Genomic DNA, 15,209 nt, shown 5'->3' with positions numbered 1-15,209 from the left:
CGTCAAGGAGAACATTCCCGTGACCACCTCTGCACCCATCAGTCCCGTCGCTCTCGTTCGGGTGCCGGCCGGGACTACCGCGGGCGCAGCGGTGCGGGAAGCGGGCTTGCCCACGAAGGGCCCGGACACGGTCGTCGTCGTGCGTGATGTCGACGGCGCCCTCAAGGATCTGTCCTGGATCCCGGAGGAGGACGCCGACGTCGAGCCGGTTCCCGCGAACAGCGAGGACGGGCGCAGCGTGATCCGGCACTCGGCCGCGCACGTGCTCGCCCAAGCGGTGCAGCAGGAGTTCCCCGACGCGAAACTCGGGATCGGCCCGCCGATCAAGGACGGCTTCTACTACGACTTCCAGGTCGACAAGCCCTTCACCCCCGAGGATCTGGCCAAGCTGGAATCGCGGATGAAGAAGATCATCAAAGGCGCGCAACGCTTTTCGCGTCGCGTCGTGGAGATCGACGACGCTCGCGTCGAACTGGCGAACGAGCCGTTCAAACTGGAGCTGATCAGCGACAAGTCCGGTATCGACGATCCCGAGATCATGGAGGTCGGCGGCAACGAGCTGACCATCTACGACAACCTCGACCCGCGCACCGGCGAGAAGCTGTGGGGCGACCTGTGTCGCGGCCCGCACATCCCCACCACCAAGTTCATCCCCGCCTTCAAGCTGACCCGCTCCTCGGCCGCCTACTGGCGTGGCGACCAGGACCGCGAGGACCTGCAGCGGGTCTACGGCACCGCGTGGGAATCCACCGAGGCGATGGACGCCTACCTGGAGCTGCTGGCCGAGGCCGAGCGCCGCGATCACCGCAAGCTGGGCCTCGAGCTCGACCTGTTCTCCTTCCCCGACGCGCTCGGTTCGGGTCTGCCGGTGTTCCACCCGAAGGGCGGCATCATCCGCAAGGAGATGGAGGAGTACTCGCGGCAGCGCCACGTCGACGCGGGCTACGAGTTCGTCAACACTCCCCACCTCACCAAGGGGCATCTGTACGAGATCTCGGGCCATCTCGACTGGTACAAGGACGGCATGTTCCCGGCCATGCACCTCGACGCCGAACTCAACGAGGACGGCACCGTCCGCAAGCCCGGCCAGGACTACTACGTCAAGCCGATGAACTGCCCGATGCACAACCTGATCTTCGGCGCGCGCGGCCGTTCCTACCGTGAGCTGCCGCTGCGGATGTTCGAGTTCGGCTCGGTGTACCGCTACGAGAAGTCCGGCGTGATCCACGGCCTGACCCGCGTGCGTGGCATGACCCAGGACGACGCGCACATCTACTGCACCAAAGAGCAGATGCACGGCGAGCTCACCAGCACCCTGCAGTTCGTCCTCGGCCTGCTGAAGGACTACGGCCTCGACGACTTCTACCTCGAGCTGTCCACCAAGGACCCGAAGAAGTACGTGGGTTCGGACGAGCTCTGGGCCGAGGCCACCGAGACCCTCGAGAAGGTCGCCGAGGCGTCCGGCCTGGATCTGGTGCCCGACCCCGGCGGCGCCGCGTTCTACGGCCCGAAGATCTCCGTGCAGGTCAAGGACGCGCTGGGCCGCACCTGGCAGATGTCGACCGTGCAGCTCGACTTCAACCTGCCCGATCGTTTCGACCTCGAGTACACCGCCTCCGACGGCACCAAGCAGCGTCCGGTGATGATTCACCGCGCCCTGTTCGGCTCGATCGAACGCTTCTTCGGCGTGCTCACCGAGCACTACGCCGGTGCGTTCCCCGCCTGGCTCTCGCCGGTTCAGGTCGTCGGCATCCCGGTGGCGGAAAACTTCGTCCCGCACCTGGATTCGGTGATCGAGCGGTTGCGCGACGCGGGCGTGCGGGCCCATGTGGACCGCAGCGACGACCGGATGCAGAAGAAGATCTTCAACCAGACCGCGCAGAAGGTGCCCTTCATGCTGCTGGCGGGCGCACGCGACGTGGAAGCGGACGCGGTGAGCTTCCGGTTCCGCGACGGCACCCAGATCAACGGGGTGCCCGTCGCCGACGCGGTCGCCACCATCACCACCTGGATCGCCCACCGCGAGAACGCCTCGCCCACTGCCGAGGGGTTCGAGATCGTCTCGGCGGCGGTCGGGTCATGAGCGAGAACCTCGCCCCCGACGCCGGCTCGATCGTCGACGCCGGGGCGGGCCAGCCCGACCGCCTCCAGCGGTTGTGGACGCCGTACCGGATGTCCTACATCACCGGTGAGGTCAAGCCCAAGGACGCGACCGGGCATCCGTTCACCGATATCCCGAAGATGTCGGACGAGGACGGCCTGATCATCGCGCGCGGCGAGAACGTCTACGCCGTGCTGAACTTGTACCCCTACAACCCAGGGCACATGATGGTGGTGCCGTACCGCCGGGTAGCCGACCTGGAGGACCTCACGACCGCCGAGAGCGCGGAACTGATGGCCTTCACACAGCGGGCCATTCGCGTGATGAAGCAGGTCTCGCGGCCCGCCGGATTCAACGTGGGCCTCAACCTCGGCGGCGTGGCCGGTGGGTCGCTCGCCGACCACCTGCACCAGCACATCGTTCCGCGCTGGGGCGGGGACGCGAACTTCATCACCGTGGTCGGCGGGGTGAAGGTGATGCCTCAGTTGTTGCGCGAGACGCGGCAGCTGCTGGCGGAGGCATGGGAGGAATAAAGACCGTGCTCAGCTTCTTCGGCCGCCAGACGTTTGCGAAAGCGACTGCGCCGCTGGGCAAAGCGCTCGTCGGGACGGGGCTCACCCCGGACGCGATGACACTGATCGGTACCACGGCGACCATCGCCGCCGCGGTGACCCTGTTCCCCTCCGGACACCTGTTCTGGGGAACGATGGTCATCTGGCTGTTCGTCATGTTCGACATGCTCGACGGGGCGATGGCGCGCGCCCGCGGCGGCGGCACGAAGTACGGCGCGGTCCTCGACGCCACCTGTGACCGGGTCGCCGACGGCGCGATCTTCGCCGGACTCGCCTGGTGGGCGGTCTATCACGAGCACAGCGAGCACCTGTTCGCGCTGACCTTGATCGTGCTGGTCACCTCGCAGGTGATCTCCTACGCCAAGGCGCGTGCCGAGGCCAGCGGCCTGTCCGCCGACGGTGGACTCATCGAACGCCCCGACCGTCTGGTCATCGTCCTGGTCGGCGCCGGACTCACCGGCATCGGCGGGCACTGGGGGATCGACTGGCTGACCTGGGCCGTCTACGTGGCCATGTGGGTGCTGGCGGTGCTGAGCATCGTCACGGTGTTCCAGCGGGTGCTCGCGGTGCGCAATTCGCCCGGCGCCAGGGTGGTCATTCCACCGGCGCCGCGGCCGGACGAGGCAGAGGGATCGGCATCGTGAGCCTCAAGGATCGGATGAGTGACTGGGGCTACGCCGCGGGCTGGGGTCTCGTGCGTTCGGCGCCGGAAGGGCTGGTGCGCAAGGTCTTCGACCTCGGCGCCGATCGTGCGGTGAAGGGCGGCGGACCGCGACAGTTGCGCCGCAACCTCGCCCGTGTCCTCGGTGTGCCCGCCGACCAGGTGCCCGACGACCTGATGCGGGCGAGCATGCGCTCCTATGCCCGCTACTGGCGTGAGGCGTTCCGGCTGCCGTCGATGGACCACACCGCGATCGACTACTACGTCGGTGGCCTGGAGAATGTCGACGCCGCGCTGGAACAGGGTCGCGGCCTCATTCTGGTGCTCCCGCACTCGGGCAACTGGGACATGGCCGGGGTCTGGCTGGTGCAGCACTACGACAACTTCACCACCGTGGCCGAGCGACTGAAGCCGGAATCGCTGTTCGAGCGGTTCGTCGCCTACCGCGAGAGCCTCGGATTCGAGGTGTTCCCGCTGACCGGTGGTGAGCAGCCGCCGTTCGCCGCACTCGCCGAGCGACTGCGCCAGAACCGGATCGTGTGCCTGATGGGCGAGCGCGATCTCACCGGCAAGGGTGTGCCGGTCGACTTCCTCGGGGAGCGCACCTGGATGCCCGGCGGCGCCGCGAAGCTGGCCATCGAGACCGGCGCCGCGCTGGTCCCGGTGCACGGCTGGTTCACCGTCGACGAGGACGGTACCGAAGGCTGGGGTCTGAAAGCCGAACCGGCACTGGATGTTTCCGGTGGCGTGGCGGCCGCGACGCAGGCGCTCGCCGACCGGTTCGCCGCCAATATCGCCGAGCATCCGGCCGATTGGCACATGCTGCAACCGCTCTGGGAGAGCGACCTGTCGCCCGAACGACTGTCGCGGATCACCGCGCAGGACACAGGGGGCCAGCGGTGAAGATCGGCATGATCTGCCCGTACTCGTTCGATGTCCCCGGCGGCGTGCAGGCTCATGTGGTCGAACTCGCCCGGGTGTTCATCGAACGCGGGCACAAGGTGAGCGTGCTCGCCCCGGCATCCGACGACACACCGCTGCCCGATTTCGTCGTCTCGGCGGGTCGCGCGGTCGCGATTCCCTACAACGGGTCGGTGGCGCGATTGTCGTTCGGCCCGATGGCCTACACCCGAATCCGTCGCTGGATCGACAGCAACGACTTCGACGTGCTGCACATCCACGAGCCCAACGCCCCGAGCCTGTCGATGCTGGCGCTCAAGATCGCCGAGGGCCCGATCGTGGCGACCTTCCACACCTCGACCACGAAGTCGTTGGTGCTCAGCACTTTTCAGGGTGTGCTCCGCCCGTATCACGAGAAGATCAGCGGGCGGATCGCCGTCTCCGAGCTGGCCAGGCGCTGGCAGGTCGAGGCGCTGGGATCCGACGCGGTGGAGATCCCCAACGGTGTCGATGTGTCCGCGTTCGCACGCGGTGAGCCCCTCGACGGATATCCGCGCGCGGGCCGCACGGTGCTGTTCCTCGGGCGCTACGACGAACCGCGCAAGGGCATGGATGTGCTGCTGGGCGCGCTGCCCGCGCTCATCGAGCACCACCCCGACGTGGAGATCCTCATCGTCGGGCGCGGTGACGAGGACCGGCTGCGGCGCGAGGCGGGCGAGCACGCGGGGCATCTGCGGTTCCTCGGGCAGGTCACCGACGCGGAGAAGGCCGCCGCGCTACGCAGCGCCGATGTGTACGTCGCGCCGAATCTGGGCGGGGAGAGCTTCGGCATCATCCTGATCGAGGCGATGGCCGCGGGCACCCCGGTGGTCGCCAGCGAACTCGATGCCTTCCGGCGGGTGCTGCGCGACGGGACCGCGGGCCTGCTCACCCCGATCGGTGACTCCGCCGCGCTCGCCACCGCCATCGACACCCTGCTCACCGACGACGAGACCCGCGAACGCCTGGTCAGCACCGCCACCCAGGTGGTCGCGGGCTACGACTGGCCGGTCGTGGCCGAACAGATCCTGCGGGTGTACGAGACCGTCACCGTCGGCGACAACCGGGTGCGGGCCGCCGGATGATCACCTTCTCCGCGACCACCGTCCTCGTTCTCGGGCTGATCGCCCTGCTCGTGCTCGCCCTCGGCGTGTGGGCCTACTCCACCGCGAACCGCCTGGACCGGCTGCACGTTCGCTCCGATCAATCGTGGCAGGCACTCGATGCCGCACTCGCCCGTCGTGCCGTGGTCGCCCGCGCGGTGGCGATGTCGGAAGCCGGTCCGGTGAGTGCCGATCCGCGCCGGGCCGAACGGGCCACACAGCTCGCCTCGCTGGCCGACCGCGCCGAACGCGCCGATCGCGGTGACCGGGAAACGATCGAGAACCAGCTCTCGGCCGCGCTGTCCCTGGTCGACATCGACCACCTGCGACCCCAGTTGGTCGCCGAACTCGCCGACGCCGAGGCCCGCGTTCTCATCGCGCGCCGCTTCCACAACGACGCCGTGCGCGACACCCTGGCCCTGCGCACCCGCAGGCCCGTGCGCATCCTGCACCTCGGCGGTACCGCACCGCTGCCGGACTATTTCGAGATCACCGAGCGCGCGACGCCCGCCGCCGCGACCGGCCTCGTCGTGCACACCACCCGCACCTCCGCGCGGGTGATGCTGCTCGACGAGCAGAACCGGGTTCTGCTGCTGCGCGGCCACGACCCGATGACCCCCGAGGTCGCCTTCTGGTTCACCGTCGGCGGTGGTGTCGAACCGGGGGAGAACCTGCGCGACGCCGCGGTCCGCGAGATCTACGAGGAAACCGGTCAGCGCGTCGACCCCGCGTCGCTGCGCGGCCCGCTGTGGCGACGCGTGGCGGTGTTCCCGTTCAACGGCGAACTGATCCGCTCCGAGGAACTGTTCTTCACTCTGCGCTCACCGGGTTTCCACTGGCGCCCGGCCGACCTCACCGCCCTGGAACGTCGCACGATCACCGATCACCGCTGGTGCACCGCCGACGACATCCGCGCGCTCGACGCCGCGGGCGAAGCGGTGTACCCGTACCACCTCGACGAGTTGCTCGTCGAGGCCGTCAGCGCGGCCGAGGGCGAGACCGAGCACGTGGTCCGCTCCATTCGCTGACGCGCACGCGGATGACCCCGTGCGGCCGCGCCCTGCCGTTGTTCACGGGAGGGCGTGAATTCCGCGGAGGCGTCGAGAAGGTAGCCGTCCGGCCTGAACGCCGTCGGAGGGTGCTCGGCGCGGGCGCGTAATCCGGCGTCGGACGACGGCGGCATCGACGTGTGGTGAATCACGTCGGGGCCCGGCGGTGTCCTCGGACCAGGCCAGCTGGGGGTGGAGTTCGCATTGTCGCTGGTCGTGACAAGGCCAGTGGTGCTCAACTGGCTATGAAGGCCGAATTCGGGCAGTTCTAGAATCGACGGTGACCGAACCCGAGCGACTTGATTGGCGCCCATGACACAGGAGACATTCGTGACTACGCCTGAGACCACCAACACCGTCGGCACCGCCCGCGTGAAGCGCGGCATGGCCGAGATGCTCAAGGGTGGCGTGATCATGGATGTGGTCAACGCCGAGCAGGCCAAGATCGCCGAAGACGCCGGCGCCGTGGCCGTGATGGCGCTCGAGCGGGTGCCCGCCGACATCCGCGCCCAGGGTGGCGTGTCCCGGATGAGCGACCCGGACATGATCGACGGCATCATCGCCGCTGTCTCCATCCCGGTCATGGCCAAGGCCCGCATCGGCCACTTCGTCGAGGCGCAGATCCTGCAGAGCCTCGGCGTGGACTACATCGACGAGTCCGAGGTCCTCACCCCCGCCGACTACGCCAACCACATCGACAAGTGGAACTACACCGTCCCCTTCGTCTGTGGCGCCACCAACCTGGGTGAGGCGCTACGCCGCATCACCGAGGGCGCGGCCATGATCCGCTCGAAGGGCGAGGCGGGCACCGGCGACGTGTCCAACGCCACCACCCACATGCGCACCATCCGCGGCGAGATCCGTCGCCTGACCTCGCTGTCCGAGGACGAGCTCTTCGTGGCCGCCAAGGAACTTCAGGCGCCCTACGAGCTGGTCCGTGAGGTCGCCCAGACCGGCAAGCTCCCGGTCGTGATGTTCACCGCCGGCGGCATCGCCACCCCGGCCGACGCCGCCATGATGATGCAGCTCGGCGCCGAAGGCGTGTTCGTCGGCTCGGGTATCTTCAAGTCCGGCAACCCCGAACAGCGCGCCGCCGCCATCGTCAAGGCCACCACCTTCTACGACGACCCGGACGTGCTGGCCAAGGTCTCGCGTGGCCTGGGCGAGGCCATGGTCGGCATCAACGTCGAAGAGATCCCGCAGCCGCACCGTCTGGCCGAGCGCGGCTGGTGATCGCGGGCCCGAAACCGTTCGGGCACTGAAGAATTCGCCTCGGCGGGCGTCGTGATGATCGCGACGCCCGCCGAGGCGCTTTTCGGGCGAGGCTCAGCGCCGCAGGAGTTCGGCGGTCAAGGCGTCGAGGCGGATCGCGTTGTCCGGGTCGAAGTCCTTGCGCGTCAAGGGGAGTCGGGTCCGGAGCCGGAAGGCGCTCACCGGATCCGCGGGCGGTTCGTCGAGCAGCCGGGCGATCGGCGGCACCGACTGGTCGACCGATCGGCCGAAGACGAATCCCGCGGCCTTGGTCAGGATTCGCTGGGGTGCGGGCAGGGGGTCGGCCATCGCGGTGCGCACCATCATCGGGTTGTAGAGCACGTAGCGGGTGCGCGCGGTCGGGTAGCGCTGGGGAAAGGCGATGCCGAGCAGGTCGTTGGCGCGCGAGGCCTGCATGGCGGCGCGGGTGCCGGTGTAGCTTCGGCTCAGGGTCAGGTCGTCCCAGTGGATTCGGCCGGGGAGGCCGCCGGGGCCGCAGAGGTTCATGGTCACCGGGGCACTCGTGCGTTCCAGCGCCGCGACCAAGCCGTGTCCGAGGACATATCGGCTCAGGTAGTGCAGCGCGAAGGTGAACTCGATGCCGTCTTCGGTCTCGGTACGTCGCGGCTGGAACCGCTGCGCACCGAAGATCAGGCCGTCGACCACCTCGGTGCGCGCGGTGATCCCGTCGAGCGCTGTCCGCATTCCGGCCAGTGTGCTCAGATCAGCGCGCACGAACACGGCGCGCTCGCCCGCGCCGATCGCGGCGGCCTCCCGGACGAACGCCGCGCCTTTGGCGGCACCGCTGGCCAGGGCGATCACCCGGTCGCCGCGTCGCAGAAAATGTAGGCCGAGCCCCTTGCCCATGCCGTCGGTGCCGCCGGTGATGACATATGTGCGCATCGAATCCCGTTCTCCTCGAATCACTGTGGTCTGTGTCATCGGCCGATATCTCGAGGCTAGAAACGGGGACACTGCCAAGTCAACATCTGATGACTTAGCATGACTTCATGGAACCGAAGCCTGAACCACGTCGCCGCGATCGCGCGGCCACCCGCGCCGCGCTGCTCGATGCCGCGCGCATCCGTTTCGCCGCACAGGGTTTCGACGGCACCGGCCTGCGTGAGATCGCCGCCGAGGTCGGCGTCGACCCCGCCCTGGTATCGCGCTACTTCGGTTCCAAGAAGCGGCTCTACGCCGAGGCGATGCACATGGAGATCCCGACCGGAGTGGCCGCGGATCCGCACCGGCCGGTCGTCAGCATCGCCGACGCCCTGCTCCACGACGTCGTGTATCAGGACTGGTCGCAGTACGGCGGCGAACACCCGCTGCTGGCCATGCTCCGATCGGCAGGCCACGACGACGTGCGCGATCAGCTCCGTGCCCAACTCTGCGACGGCTACCTGAGCGAATTCGCCGACCGACTCGACGGACCCGACCCGCACCTGCGCGCGGAGCTGATCGGAGCGCTGCTGATCGGCCTCGGGGTCCTGCGCTCGGTGATCGGCACGCCCGCCGTGAGCGCGGCCCCGTTCGACCGGACCCGGGTGCTCGCGGCCCGCATGGTGAACGCCCTGACCTGATCGCGATCGGTAGGCAGGCGATCGCGGTGGTGGCTCAGAGGATTCCCTGTTCGTGGGCGTAGATCGCGGCCTGGGTGCGGTCGCGGACGCCCAGGCGTTGGAGGATGCTCGAGACGTGGTTCTTCACGGTGCCCTCGCTGAGGTAGAGGGTCCGGGCGATCTCTCGATTGGCGGCGCCGGCGGCGAGCAGGCGAAGGACCTCGGTTTCGCGGCCGGTGAGGTCGATGGTGGGGCGTGGGATACGGGAGCGCACCATGGCGGCCAGGCGCGCGGTGACGGCGGCGGAGTACTGGTCGACGCCCGCGTGCGCGAGGCGGATCGCCTGGGCGAGCTCGGCGGCGGGGAGATCCTTGAGTAGGTAGCCGGACGCGCCCGCGTGCAAGGCCGCGACGATGTAACCGTCGTCGTCGAAGGTGGTGAGCATCAACACGGTGACCCGCCCGCGCAGCCTGGTGGCTGCCTCCACGCCGTCCATTTCTGGCATGCGGACATCCATCAGCACCACATCCGGATCCAGCGCGGTCGCGAGTTCGACAGCCTCGGAACCGTTTTCGGCCGCGCCGAGCACGTCGATGCCGGGTTGCAGGGCGAGCAACGCGGCGATCCCTTCGCGAACCAGGCGCTCGTCGTCGGCGATCAGCACGCGGACCTTCGGGGCGATGCCCGACCCATCGGGATCGCGTCCGCTCATCGCCCCGCCACGGGGATCGTGGCCAGCAGACGAGTTCCGTCGGGACCGGAGGTGATGCGCACCTCGCCGCCCACCAGGCCCAGGCGTTCACGCATTCCGGACAGTCCCTGCCCTTCCGTCGCGCCGGGCGCGAAACCTGTTCCGTTGTCGGCGATATCGAGGACGCCGGTGCTCGCGGTGAGGTCGACGCGGACCGCGACGGCGGTGGCGCCGGAGTGGCGGCGAGCGTTGGTGAGCGCTTCCTGCGCGGCGAGGTACAGGGCGAGGCGGACGGGTTCGCCGACGGTGTCCTCGGTGCCGGTGAGGTCGAGGGACACGGCGAAGCCGGTGTCGTCGAGCCGGGTCGCTAGCGCTCGCAACGCGGTGGCGAGGGTGAACTGCGTGTCGTCGGCGCGCAGGGCGCCGACCGCGCGCCGCACCTCGTCGAGAGCCAGGCGCGTGCAATGACGCCCTTCGGCGAGAGCCCGGTCGGCGACATCGGGGTCCAACGGCCGGTAGGCGGCTGATTTCTCCAGCTGGATCGCGGTCACCACCAGATGGTGGCCGACGCTGTCGTGGATATCGCGGGCCACCCGGGTTCGTTCGGCGACGGTGGCGAGGGAGACCGCCTGGTCGGCGTATTCCCGGAGCCGGGCGTGCGCGTCGGACAGTTCGGTGAGCAGGGATTCGGCGCGCCGCCGCCCGGTTTCCTCGCGCTCGGCGATCACCGCGATCGCGAGGGCGAAAACGACGCCGATCGTGAACATCAGCAGATCCGAGAGCGCTTCGGGATCCGCCCGCAGCGCCGGTCGCCCGAGGACGATGATCCCGGCGAGGAGCAGACCGCTACCGGCGAGTGCGTAGGCGACACGATGCCCGACGGTGAAATAGGCAGTGAGCGGCAGCAAGACGAACAGGACCTTCGCATTGCCGCTGCTGTCGAGCACGGTGATCACCGTGTACAGCACGGCGCGGACGACCAGCCCGGCGATCGCGAGGGTCGTCGACCGGGTGAACCGACCTGCGGCGATCTCCAGCCCTCCCGCGAGCACGAGGACCCCGGCGAACGCGCTCGACCGGACAGGGTCGACAGGCCCGGTCGAGGCGACGGCCAACCCGGCGACCAGCACGGAGACATAGAGGAAGCACGCGACCCAGGTCAGTGCGCGCGGTCGATGCATGCGCTGAGCGTAGGGGGAGATCCGCCGCACGGCCACGGTCGCACGGCGATTGTGGCCGAAGGTCATGGGTCGCCCGGCACTTACCGCCGTGACCACCGGATTCCTACCGTCGAGCTCGACATCGAGAAGGGATTTCGACATGGACACACGAGCACTACTGCGACTGGGCGGCATCTCCGGGTTCCTCTGCGGCGGGGCTATCGCTGCGGCGGGCGTGATCGAACTGATCGCCGCGGGCAAGGTACCGCTCACCCAGGTTCTCAACGGGGCATCCGTCCCCTTCGGGATCGGTCTGCTGGTGGCGTTGTACGCGCTGCTGCACCAGCGGCTCGGCCGATTCGGGGCACTCGCCTTCGTCGTGCAATTCCTGGGCTTCGGCTATTTCGCGGGAATCGCCTTCGCCATGAACTTCGTGCTGGTCTATCTGGACGAGCCGGTGGTCGACGAATTGCTCACCAGCCCGGCGAAATTCGCCTTTCTCGCCACCGCGGTCCTCGCGCTGAGCGGAACGCTGCTGTTCGGCGCCGCGCTGCTGCGTAGCGCGGCGGTCCCGCGCGGCGCGGCGATCCTCTACACCGCGGGCCTGTCCGTGCTCTGCCTGACCTTCCTGCTCCCGGTGACGCTGGTCCGTGCCGGACACATCGCGGCCGGATTCGGCATGGTGTGGCTGGCCTGGGCCGTGTGGTCGAGCGTGACAGTGAACGCGGCGGCTACGGCTCGCGCGTGGCAGCCGACACCCGATCCGGCGCGATAGCGCTACCAGGGGCGCGGCCTACGGCTGACCCGCCGCGCCTTCGGTATCGGTGGTGAGGGCGTCGGCGAAGTTCTCGGCGTAGCCGAGGATGAGCTGGCGCTGGGTGGGCAGGAGAACGGCCAGCTCGTGCCAGGCGATGGCGGTGGGGGAGCCGTAGAGGTGGGTCAGGTCGGTGACCAAGGCCGCGGCCTGTTCGGGGGTGGGGGCGGTGGGGCGGGCGAAGGCGAGCAGGGACGCGCCGATGGCGATGTGGCGGTAGCCGTGGCGGGTCATGCGGCGGATGACGGTGTGGTTGTCGTAGGTGCTCCAGTCGTCGGCGAAGTACCCGTTCGGGATGCCGGCGATGGCGAGGTCGTCGCGGTCCACCGGGACGCGCTGGATCAGGACGACGTCGTCGACCACGCGGTCGGGGCAGCGGTTGGCGGCGACGAGCGCGGCGAGTTCGTCCTCGGACGCGTTGCGGGTGTCGCGCAGGGATTCCCACGGGACGCGCGCGGACGGGGTGTCGAGCAGTGCGGCGATCCGGGCGACCGTGGCGTTCTCCGCGTGGTGGGTGGCGGCGGGATCGTCCGGGTCGTCGTGGCCGCCGCCGTCGCCTTCCACGAGTCCGAGGGTGGCGTGCATGCTCGTGTAGGCGCACTGGCCGAGATCGTCGAGCGTGCACAGGATCCGCGCGTCGGGATGGTCCATGCGGACCAGCTCCAACGCGTCGAGCAGTTGGGCGAAGGTGGTGACGTCGTCGAGGCGGGCAACGGTGTTGGAGTCCAGCCGGTTACGTCGAACGGGTGGTTCGCCCGGCTCGAAAGTCGTCATCTGCACCCCGCCATCCTGGCACGGCCTTCGGCGCGTCGGAGTGATCCCGGCGCCGGTGGGCGCTGTGGGCCGCGTCTGCGCCGTGCGCTGTGCCCTCGCAGGCGCGTCGTTCCGCGATGTCGGCGTCGATTGGCCCAGGATTTGCTGCCAACTGGGCGTACCGTACAGTCGGTCCGTGACCGCGCTCGACTTCTCCTTGCTGGTCGTCGCGGGATTCTTCACCGGCTTGATCGGTTTCGTCACCGGGATGGCCTCGATCGTCTCCTATCCGGCGCTGCTTGCCGCCGGTCTGACGCCCGTCGCGGCCAATGTCACCAACACTGTCGCCATGGTCGCCGTCGGGGTCGGGGCGACCGCGAATTCCGGACGCGAACTCGTCGGACGCGGGTCCACGCTGGTGCGCTGGGCGGTGTTGTCGGCGCTGGGTGGGCTCCTCGGTGCGCTCGCCCTGCTGGTCGCCCCGGACGGCGCGTTCGAGGTGGTCGTGCCGTTCCTGGTAGCCATGGCCTCGATCGCGCTGCTGGTGCAACCACTGGTGCGCCGCCACATCGGTGAGCTCAGCGCACCCTGGATCGTGCCGGTCGGCATCCTGCTCACGTCGGTGTACGGCGGGTATTTCGGCGCGGGCGCGGGGGTGATCTACCTGTCGATGATGCTGCTGTGCACCTCCGAATCCCTCTGGAGCGCCTCGATTCTCAAGAGCTTCCTGCTCGGCATCGCGAACCTGGTCGCCGCGATCGGGTTCGCGGCCTTCGGACCGGTGCACTGGGGTGCGGCGCTGGCTCTCGGTGCGGGTGCGCTGGCAGGTGGCTGGTGCGGCCCACCGGTGGTGAAAGTGATCCCGCCGAGCGTCTTGCGGGTGACGGTCGGGATCTGCGGACTCGGTCTCGCCGTGTACCTGGCTCGATAACCGTCCCTGGGGCAGCCGAGAACCGTTGCGCGTCTGTGCCCCTCCCGGCCGCTGTTTCAGCTGCCGAGAGGCGGTGTGGTCCGTAGCCTGGAGACGGTGCACCGCTCAGATAGTGAAATCGCCATCCACGCAACAGAAGTCGCTTCGGCAGTGATTCGGTCGGCGTTCCACGCTCCGCTCACCCGCTACGCCAAACAGGGCGACGACTTCGCCACGCAGGCCGATATCGCGGCCGAGAAAGCCATCCTCGATGTCCTCGCGACCGCCTGCCCGGGCGACCGGTTCGTCGCCGAGGAATCGGGAGTCACCGGTCCGGCTCGTAGCGACCGCACGTGGTTTGTCGATCCACTTTGTGGCACAAGGAATTTCGCTGTCGACACCGTGCTCGTGGCGGTCAATGTCGCCCTGCGCGTCGGCGACACCGTGACGGCGGCGGCCACCGCCGACCCGTTCGCCGAGGAAGTGTTCTGGACAGCGGGGGAGGGTGCGTTCCTACGCGCCGAGGGGCGCGACGAGCCGTTGCGGCCGCAAGCGGGAAGTCGCCTCGTCGATGTCGACCTCGACCACCCGTTCCCCTGGTCGACCCCGGCACGATTATTCGACGCCGAAGGCTTCGCCGGCGAATTCCATCCGCGGGTGTTGTCGACCTCCCTGGCTCTCGTCTGGGTCGCGGCGGGACGGCGGGCCGCCTACCTCACCGGCGGCGATCTCCGCGACAGCGTGCATTTCAGCAGCGCGATCGCGGTGTGCCAGGCGGCGGGCTGCGTGGTCACCGGCCTCGCCGGGCAACCGCTGCACACCGCACCACACGGACTGATCGCGGCCGCGGACGCGCCGACCCATGCCCGACTGGTCGAGGCGGTGGCAGGTCTGCGCGCCGGGTAGCACTGGGGTGCATCACAATCAGATGCTTCTCACACACTCATGTTGTGTGTATCTCAGAGTTTCCTCAACATCGCTGGGTAGCGTCCGGGGCCGTGGCATCGAGGCCTGCGCTGAGTGGCGCCGGTACGACGCCGTCGCCCAGAGGGCGAGATTCCGACCCGACGTAAGGACGAGTGGATGAAGTTTCGTAGGACCGGACGAGTCGCGATCGCAGGACTGGCTGTGGTCGCCGCCCTCGGCCTGAGTGCGTGCAGTGACGACAAGGGCGACAAGCCCGCCGCCAAAACCACCACCAGCGCCAAGGCTCAGGCTTCGGCAGCCGCGAACCTGCCCGCCGTGCCGACGGTCGAGCAGCTCAACGCACAGCTCGGCACCGCGCTGGATCCGGCGGTCCCCAACGACCAGAAGCTGGACTTCGTCCAGGGCATCGAGGCCGATCCCGAGCTGCCGAACCGCCTGGCACAGGCCGTGCAGGACAACAACGTCCAGGTGCAGGTCACCGAGGTGACCTCCTTCGGCGACAGCGTCAACGCCAAGGCCAACTTCACCGTCAACGGCCAGACCAATGTCGTCGACGTGCCCTTCGTAGCCGAAGAGGGCAAGTGGAAGGTCCAGAAGTCGTGGGCCTGCACCATGCTGACCAACCTGGGCCAGACCTCGGTCGCCTGCGCCTGATCGTTCTCGCCGAAGCCCCGTTCGCTCTTCGCGGACGGGGCTTTCGCATCGGCGTGCCCGGT

At 68.7% G+C, this 15,209-nt stretch carries 16 protein-coding genes; 12 read left to right on the top strand and 4 right to left on the bottom strand.

Going from position 1 to position 15,209, the window contains the following annotated elements:
* Positions 1-19: 19 nt before the first annotated feature.
* The 7 genes from thrS to pdxS all read left to right on the top strand — a co-directional run bounded on the left by thrS (position 20) and on the right by pdxS (position 7,658).
* A complete protein-coding gene (gene thrS / locus QX204_RS20755) occupies positions 20-2,083 on the top strand; it encodes a threonine--tRNA ligase (protein WP_301901621.1) in 2,064 nt (687 codons plus the stop codon).
* A complete protein-coding gene (locus QX204_RS20750) occupies positions 2,080-2,634 on the top strand; it encodes an ATP adenylyltransferase (protein ID WP_056810869.1) in 555 nt (184 codons plus the stop codon). The genes thrS and QX204_RS20750 overlap by 4 nt, the downstream gene beginning before the upstream one ends.
* A gap of 5 nt (positions 2,635-2,639) precedes the next feature.
* Entirely contained in the window at positions 2,640-3,317 is a 678-nt protein-coding gene (pgsA, locus tag QX204_RS20745) for a phosphatidylinositol phosphate synthase (protein WP_301908053.1), read from the top strand.
* Positions 3,314-4,237 (top strand): phosphatidylinositol mannoside acyltransferase, encoded by a 924-nt coding sequence (locus tag QX204_RS20740; protein ID WP_301901618.1) that lies wholly within the window; start codon positions 3,314-3,316, stop codon positions 4,235-4,237. The genes pgsA and QX204_RS20740 overlap by 4 nt, the downstream gene beginning before the upstream one ends.
* On the top strand, positions 4,234-5,358 hold the full coding sequence (locus QX204_RS20735; protein WP_301901616.1) for a glycosyltransferase family 4 protein: 1,125 nt from the start codon (positions 4,234-4,236) through the stop codon (positions 5,356-5,358). The genes QX204_RS20740 and QX204_RS20735 overlap by 4 nt, the downstream gene beginning before the upstream one ends.
* Entirely contained in the window at positions 5,358-6,404 is a 1,047-nt protein-coding gene (locus QX204_RS20730; protein ID WP_301908052.1) for an NUDIX hydrolase, read from the top strand. Before QX204_RS20735 ends, QX204_RS20730 begins: the two co-directional genes overlap by 1 nt.
* Positions 6,405-6,737: 333 nt before the next feature.
* Positions 6,738-7,658, top strand: a complete 921-nt coding sequence (gene pdxS / locus QX204_RS20725) for a pyridoxal 5'-phosphate synthase lyase subunit PdxS (protein WP_056810852.1) — start codon at positions 6,738-6,740, stop codon at positions 7,656-7,658.
* A 93-nt stretch (positions 7,659-7,751) separates the two neighbouring features.
* Here the strand turns inward: pdxS and QX204_RS20720 are convergent, their stop codons facing one another.
* Positions 7,752-8,579: an SDR family NAD(P)-dependent oxidoreductase gene (locus QX204_RS20720; protein WP_301901613.1), complete on the bottom strand. Its 828-nt coding sequence runs from the start codon at positions 8,577-8,579 to the stop codon at positions 7,752-7,754.
* A 107-nt stretch (positions 8,580-8,686) separates the two neighbouring features.
* On the opposite strand from QX204_RS20720, the gene QX204_RS20715 reads away from it, so the two are divergent.
* Complete coding sequence (locus tag QX204_RS20715; protein ID WP_301901612.1) at positions 8,687-9,259, top strand: TetR/AcrR family transcriptional regulator; 573 nt, start codon at positions 8,687-8,689, stop codon at positions 9,257-9,259.
* Positions 9,260-9,293: 34 nt separating this feature from the next.
* On the opposite strand, the gene QX204_RS20710 is transcribed toward QX204_RS20715, so the two are convergent.
* Together QX204_RS20710 and QX204_RS20705 are read right to left on the bottom strand one after the other, a co-directional pair.
* Entirely contained in the window at positions 9,294-9,950 is a 657-nt protein-coding gene (locus tag QX204_RS20710) for a response regulator (protein WP_301901611.1), read from the bottom strand.
* Positions 9,947-11,110: a sensor histidine kinase gene (locus QX204_RS20705; RefSeq protein ID WP_301901609.1), complete on the bottom strand. Its 1,164-nt coding sequence runs from the start codon at positions 11,108-11,110 to the stop codon at positions 9,947-9,949. The genes QX204_RS20710 and QX204_RS20705 overlap by 4 nt, the downstream gene beginning before the upstream one ends.
* A 139-nt stretch (positions 11,111-11,249) precedes the next feature.
* Between QX204_RS20705 and QX204_RS20700 the strand changes: the two genes are divergently transcribed.
* The gene (locus QX204_RS20700) at positions 11,250-11,864 is read left to right on the top strand and encodes a hypothetical protein (RefSeq protein WP_301901608.1); all 615 of its coding nucleotides are present in this window, start codon (positions 11,250-11,252) and stop codon (positions 11,862-11,864) included.
* An 18-nt stretch (positions 11,865-11,882) separates the two neighbouring features.
* Here QX204_RS20700 and QX204_RS20695 read toward each other — a convergent pair whose 3' ends face one another.
* The gene (locus QX204_RS20695) at positions 11,883-12,677 is read right to left on the bottom strand and encodes a hypothetical protein (RefSeq protein ID WP_301901607.1); all 795 of its coding nucleotides are present in this window, start codon (positions 12,675-12,677) and stop codon (positions 11,883-11,885) included.
* Between the two features lie 175 nt (positions 12,678-12,852).
* Between QX204_RS20695 and QX204_RS20690 the strand changes: the two genes are divergently transcribed.
* The 3 genes from QX204_RS20690 to QX204_RS20680 all read left to right on the top strand — a co-directional run bounded on the left by QX204_RS20690 (position 12,853) and on the right by QX204_RS20680 (position 15,147).
* Positions 12,853-13,587: a sulfite exporter TauE/SafE family protein gene (locus tag QX204_RS20690; RefSeq protein WP_301901606.1), complete on the top strand. Its 735-nt coding sequence runs from the start codon at positions 12,853-12,855 to the stop codon at positions 13,585-13,587.
* A gap of 96 nt (positions 13,588-13,683) precedes the next feature.
* On the top strand, positions 13,684-14,472 hold the full coding sequence (locus tag QX204_RS20685) for an inositol monophosphatase family protein (protein WP_301901605.1): 789 nt from the start codon (positions 13,684-13,686) through the stop codon (positions 14,470-14,472).
* A 177-nt stretch (positions 14,473-14,649) separates the two neighbouring features.
* Positions 14,650-15,147 carry a WKL family lipoprotein gene (locus QX204_RS20680; protein WP_301901604.1) on the top strand — a complete coding sequence of 166 codons (498 nt, stop codon included), beginning with the start codon at positions 14,650-14,652 and terminating at the stop codon, positions 15,145-15,147.
* Positions 15,148-15,209: the final 62 nt, after the last annotated feature.

Source organism: Nocardia sp. PE-7 (genome assembly GCF_030486425.1).
Classification (GTDB): Bacteria; Actinomycetota; Actinomycetes; order Mycobacteriales; family Mycobacteriaceae; genus Nocardia; species Nocardia salmonicida_A.
The sequence above is the reverse complement of the archived record's forward strand: the minus strand, read 5'-3'. Positions and strand labels throughout refer to the sequence as shown.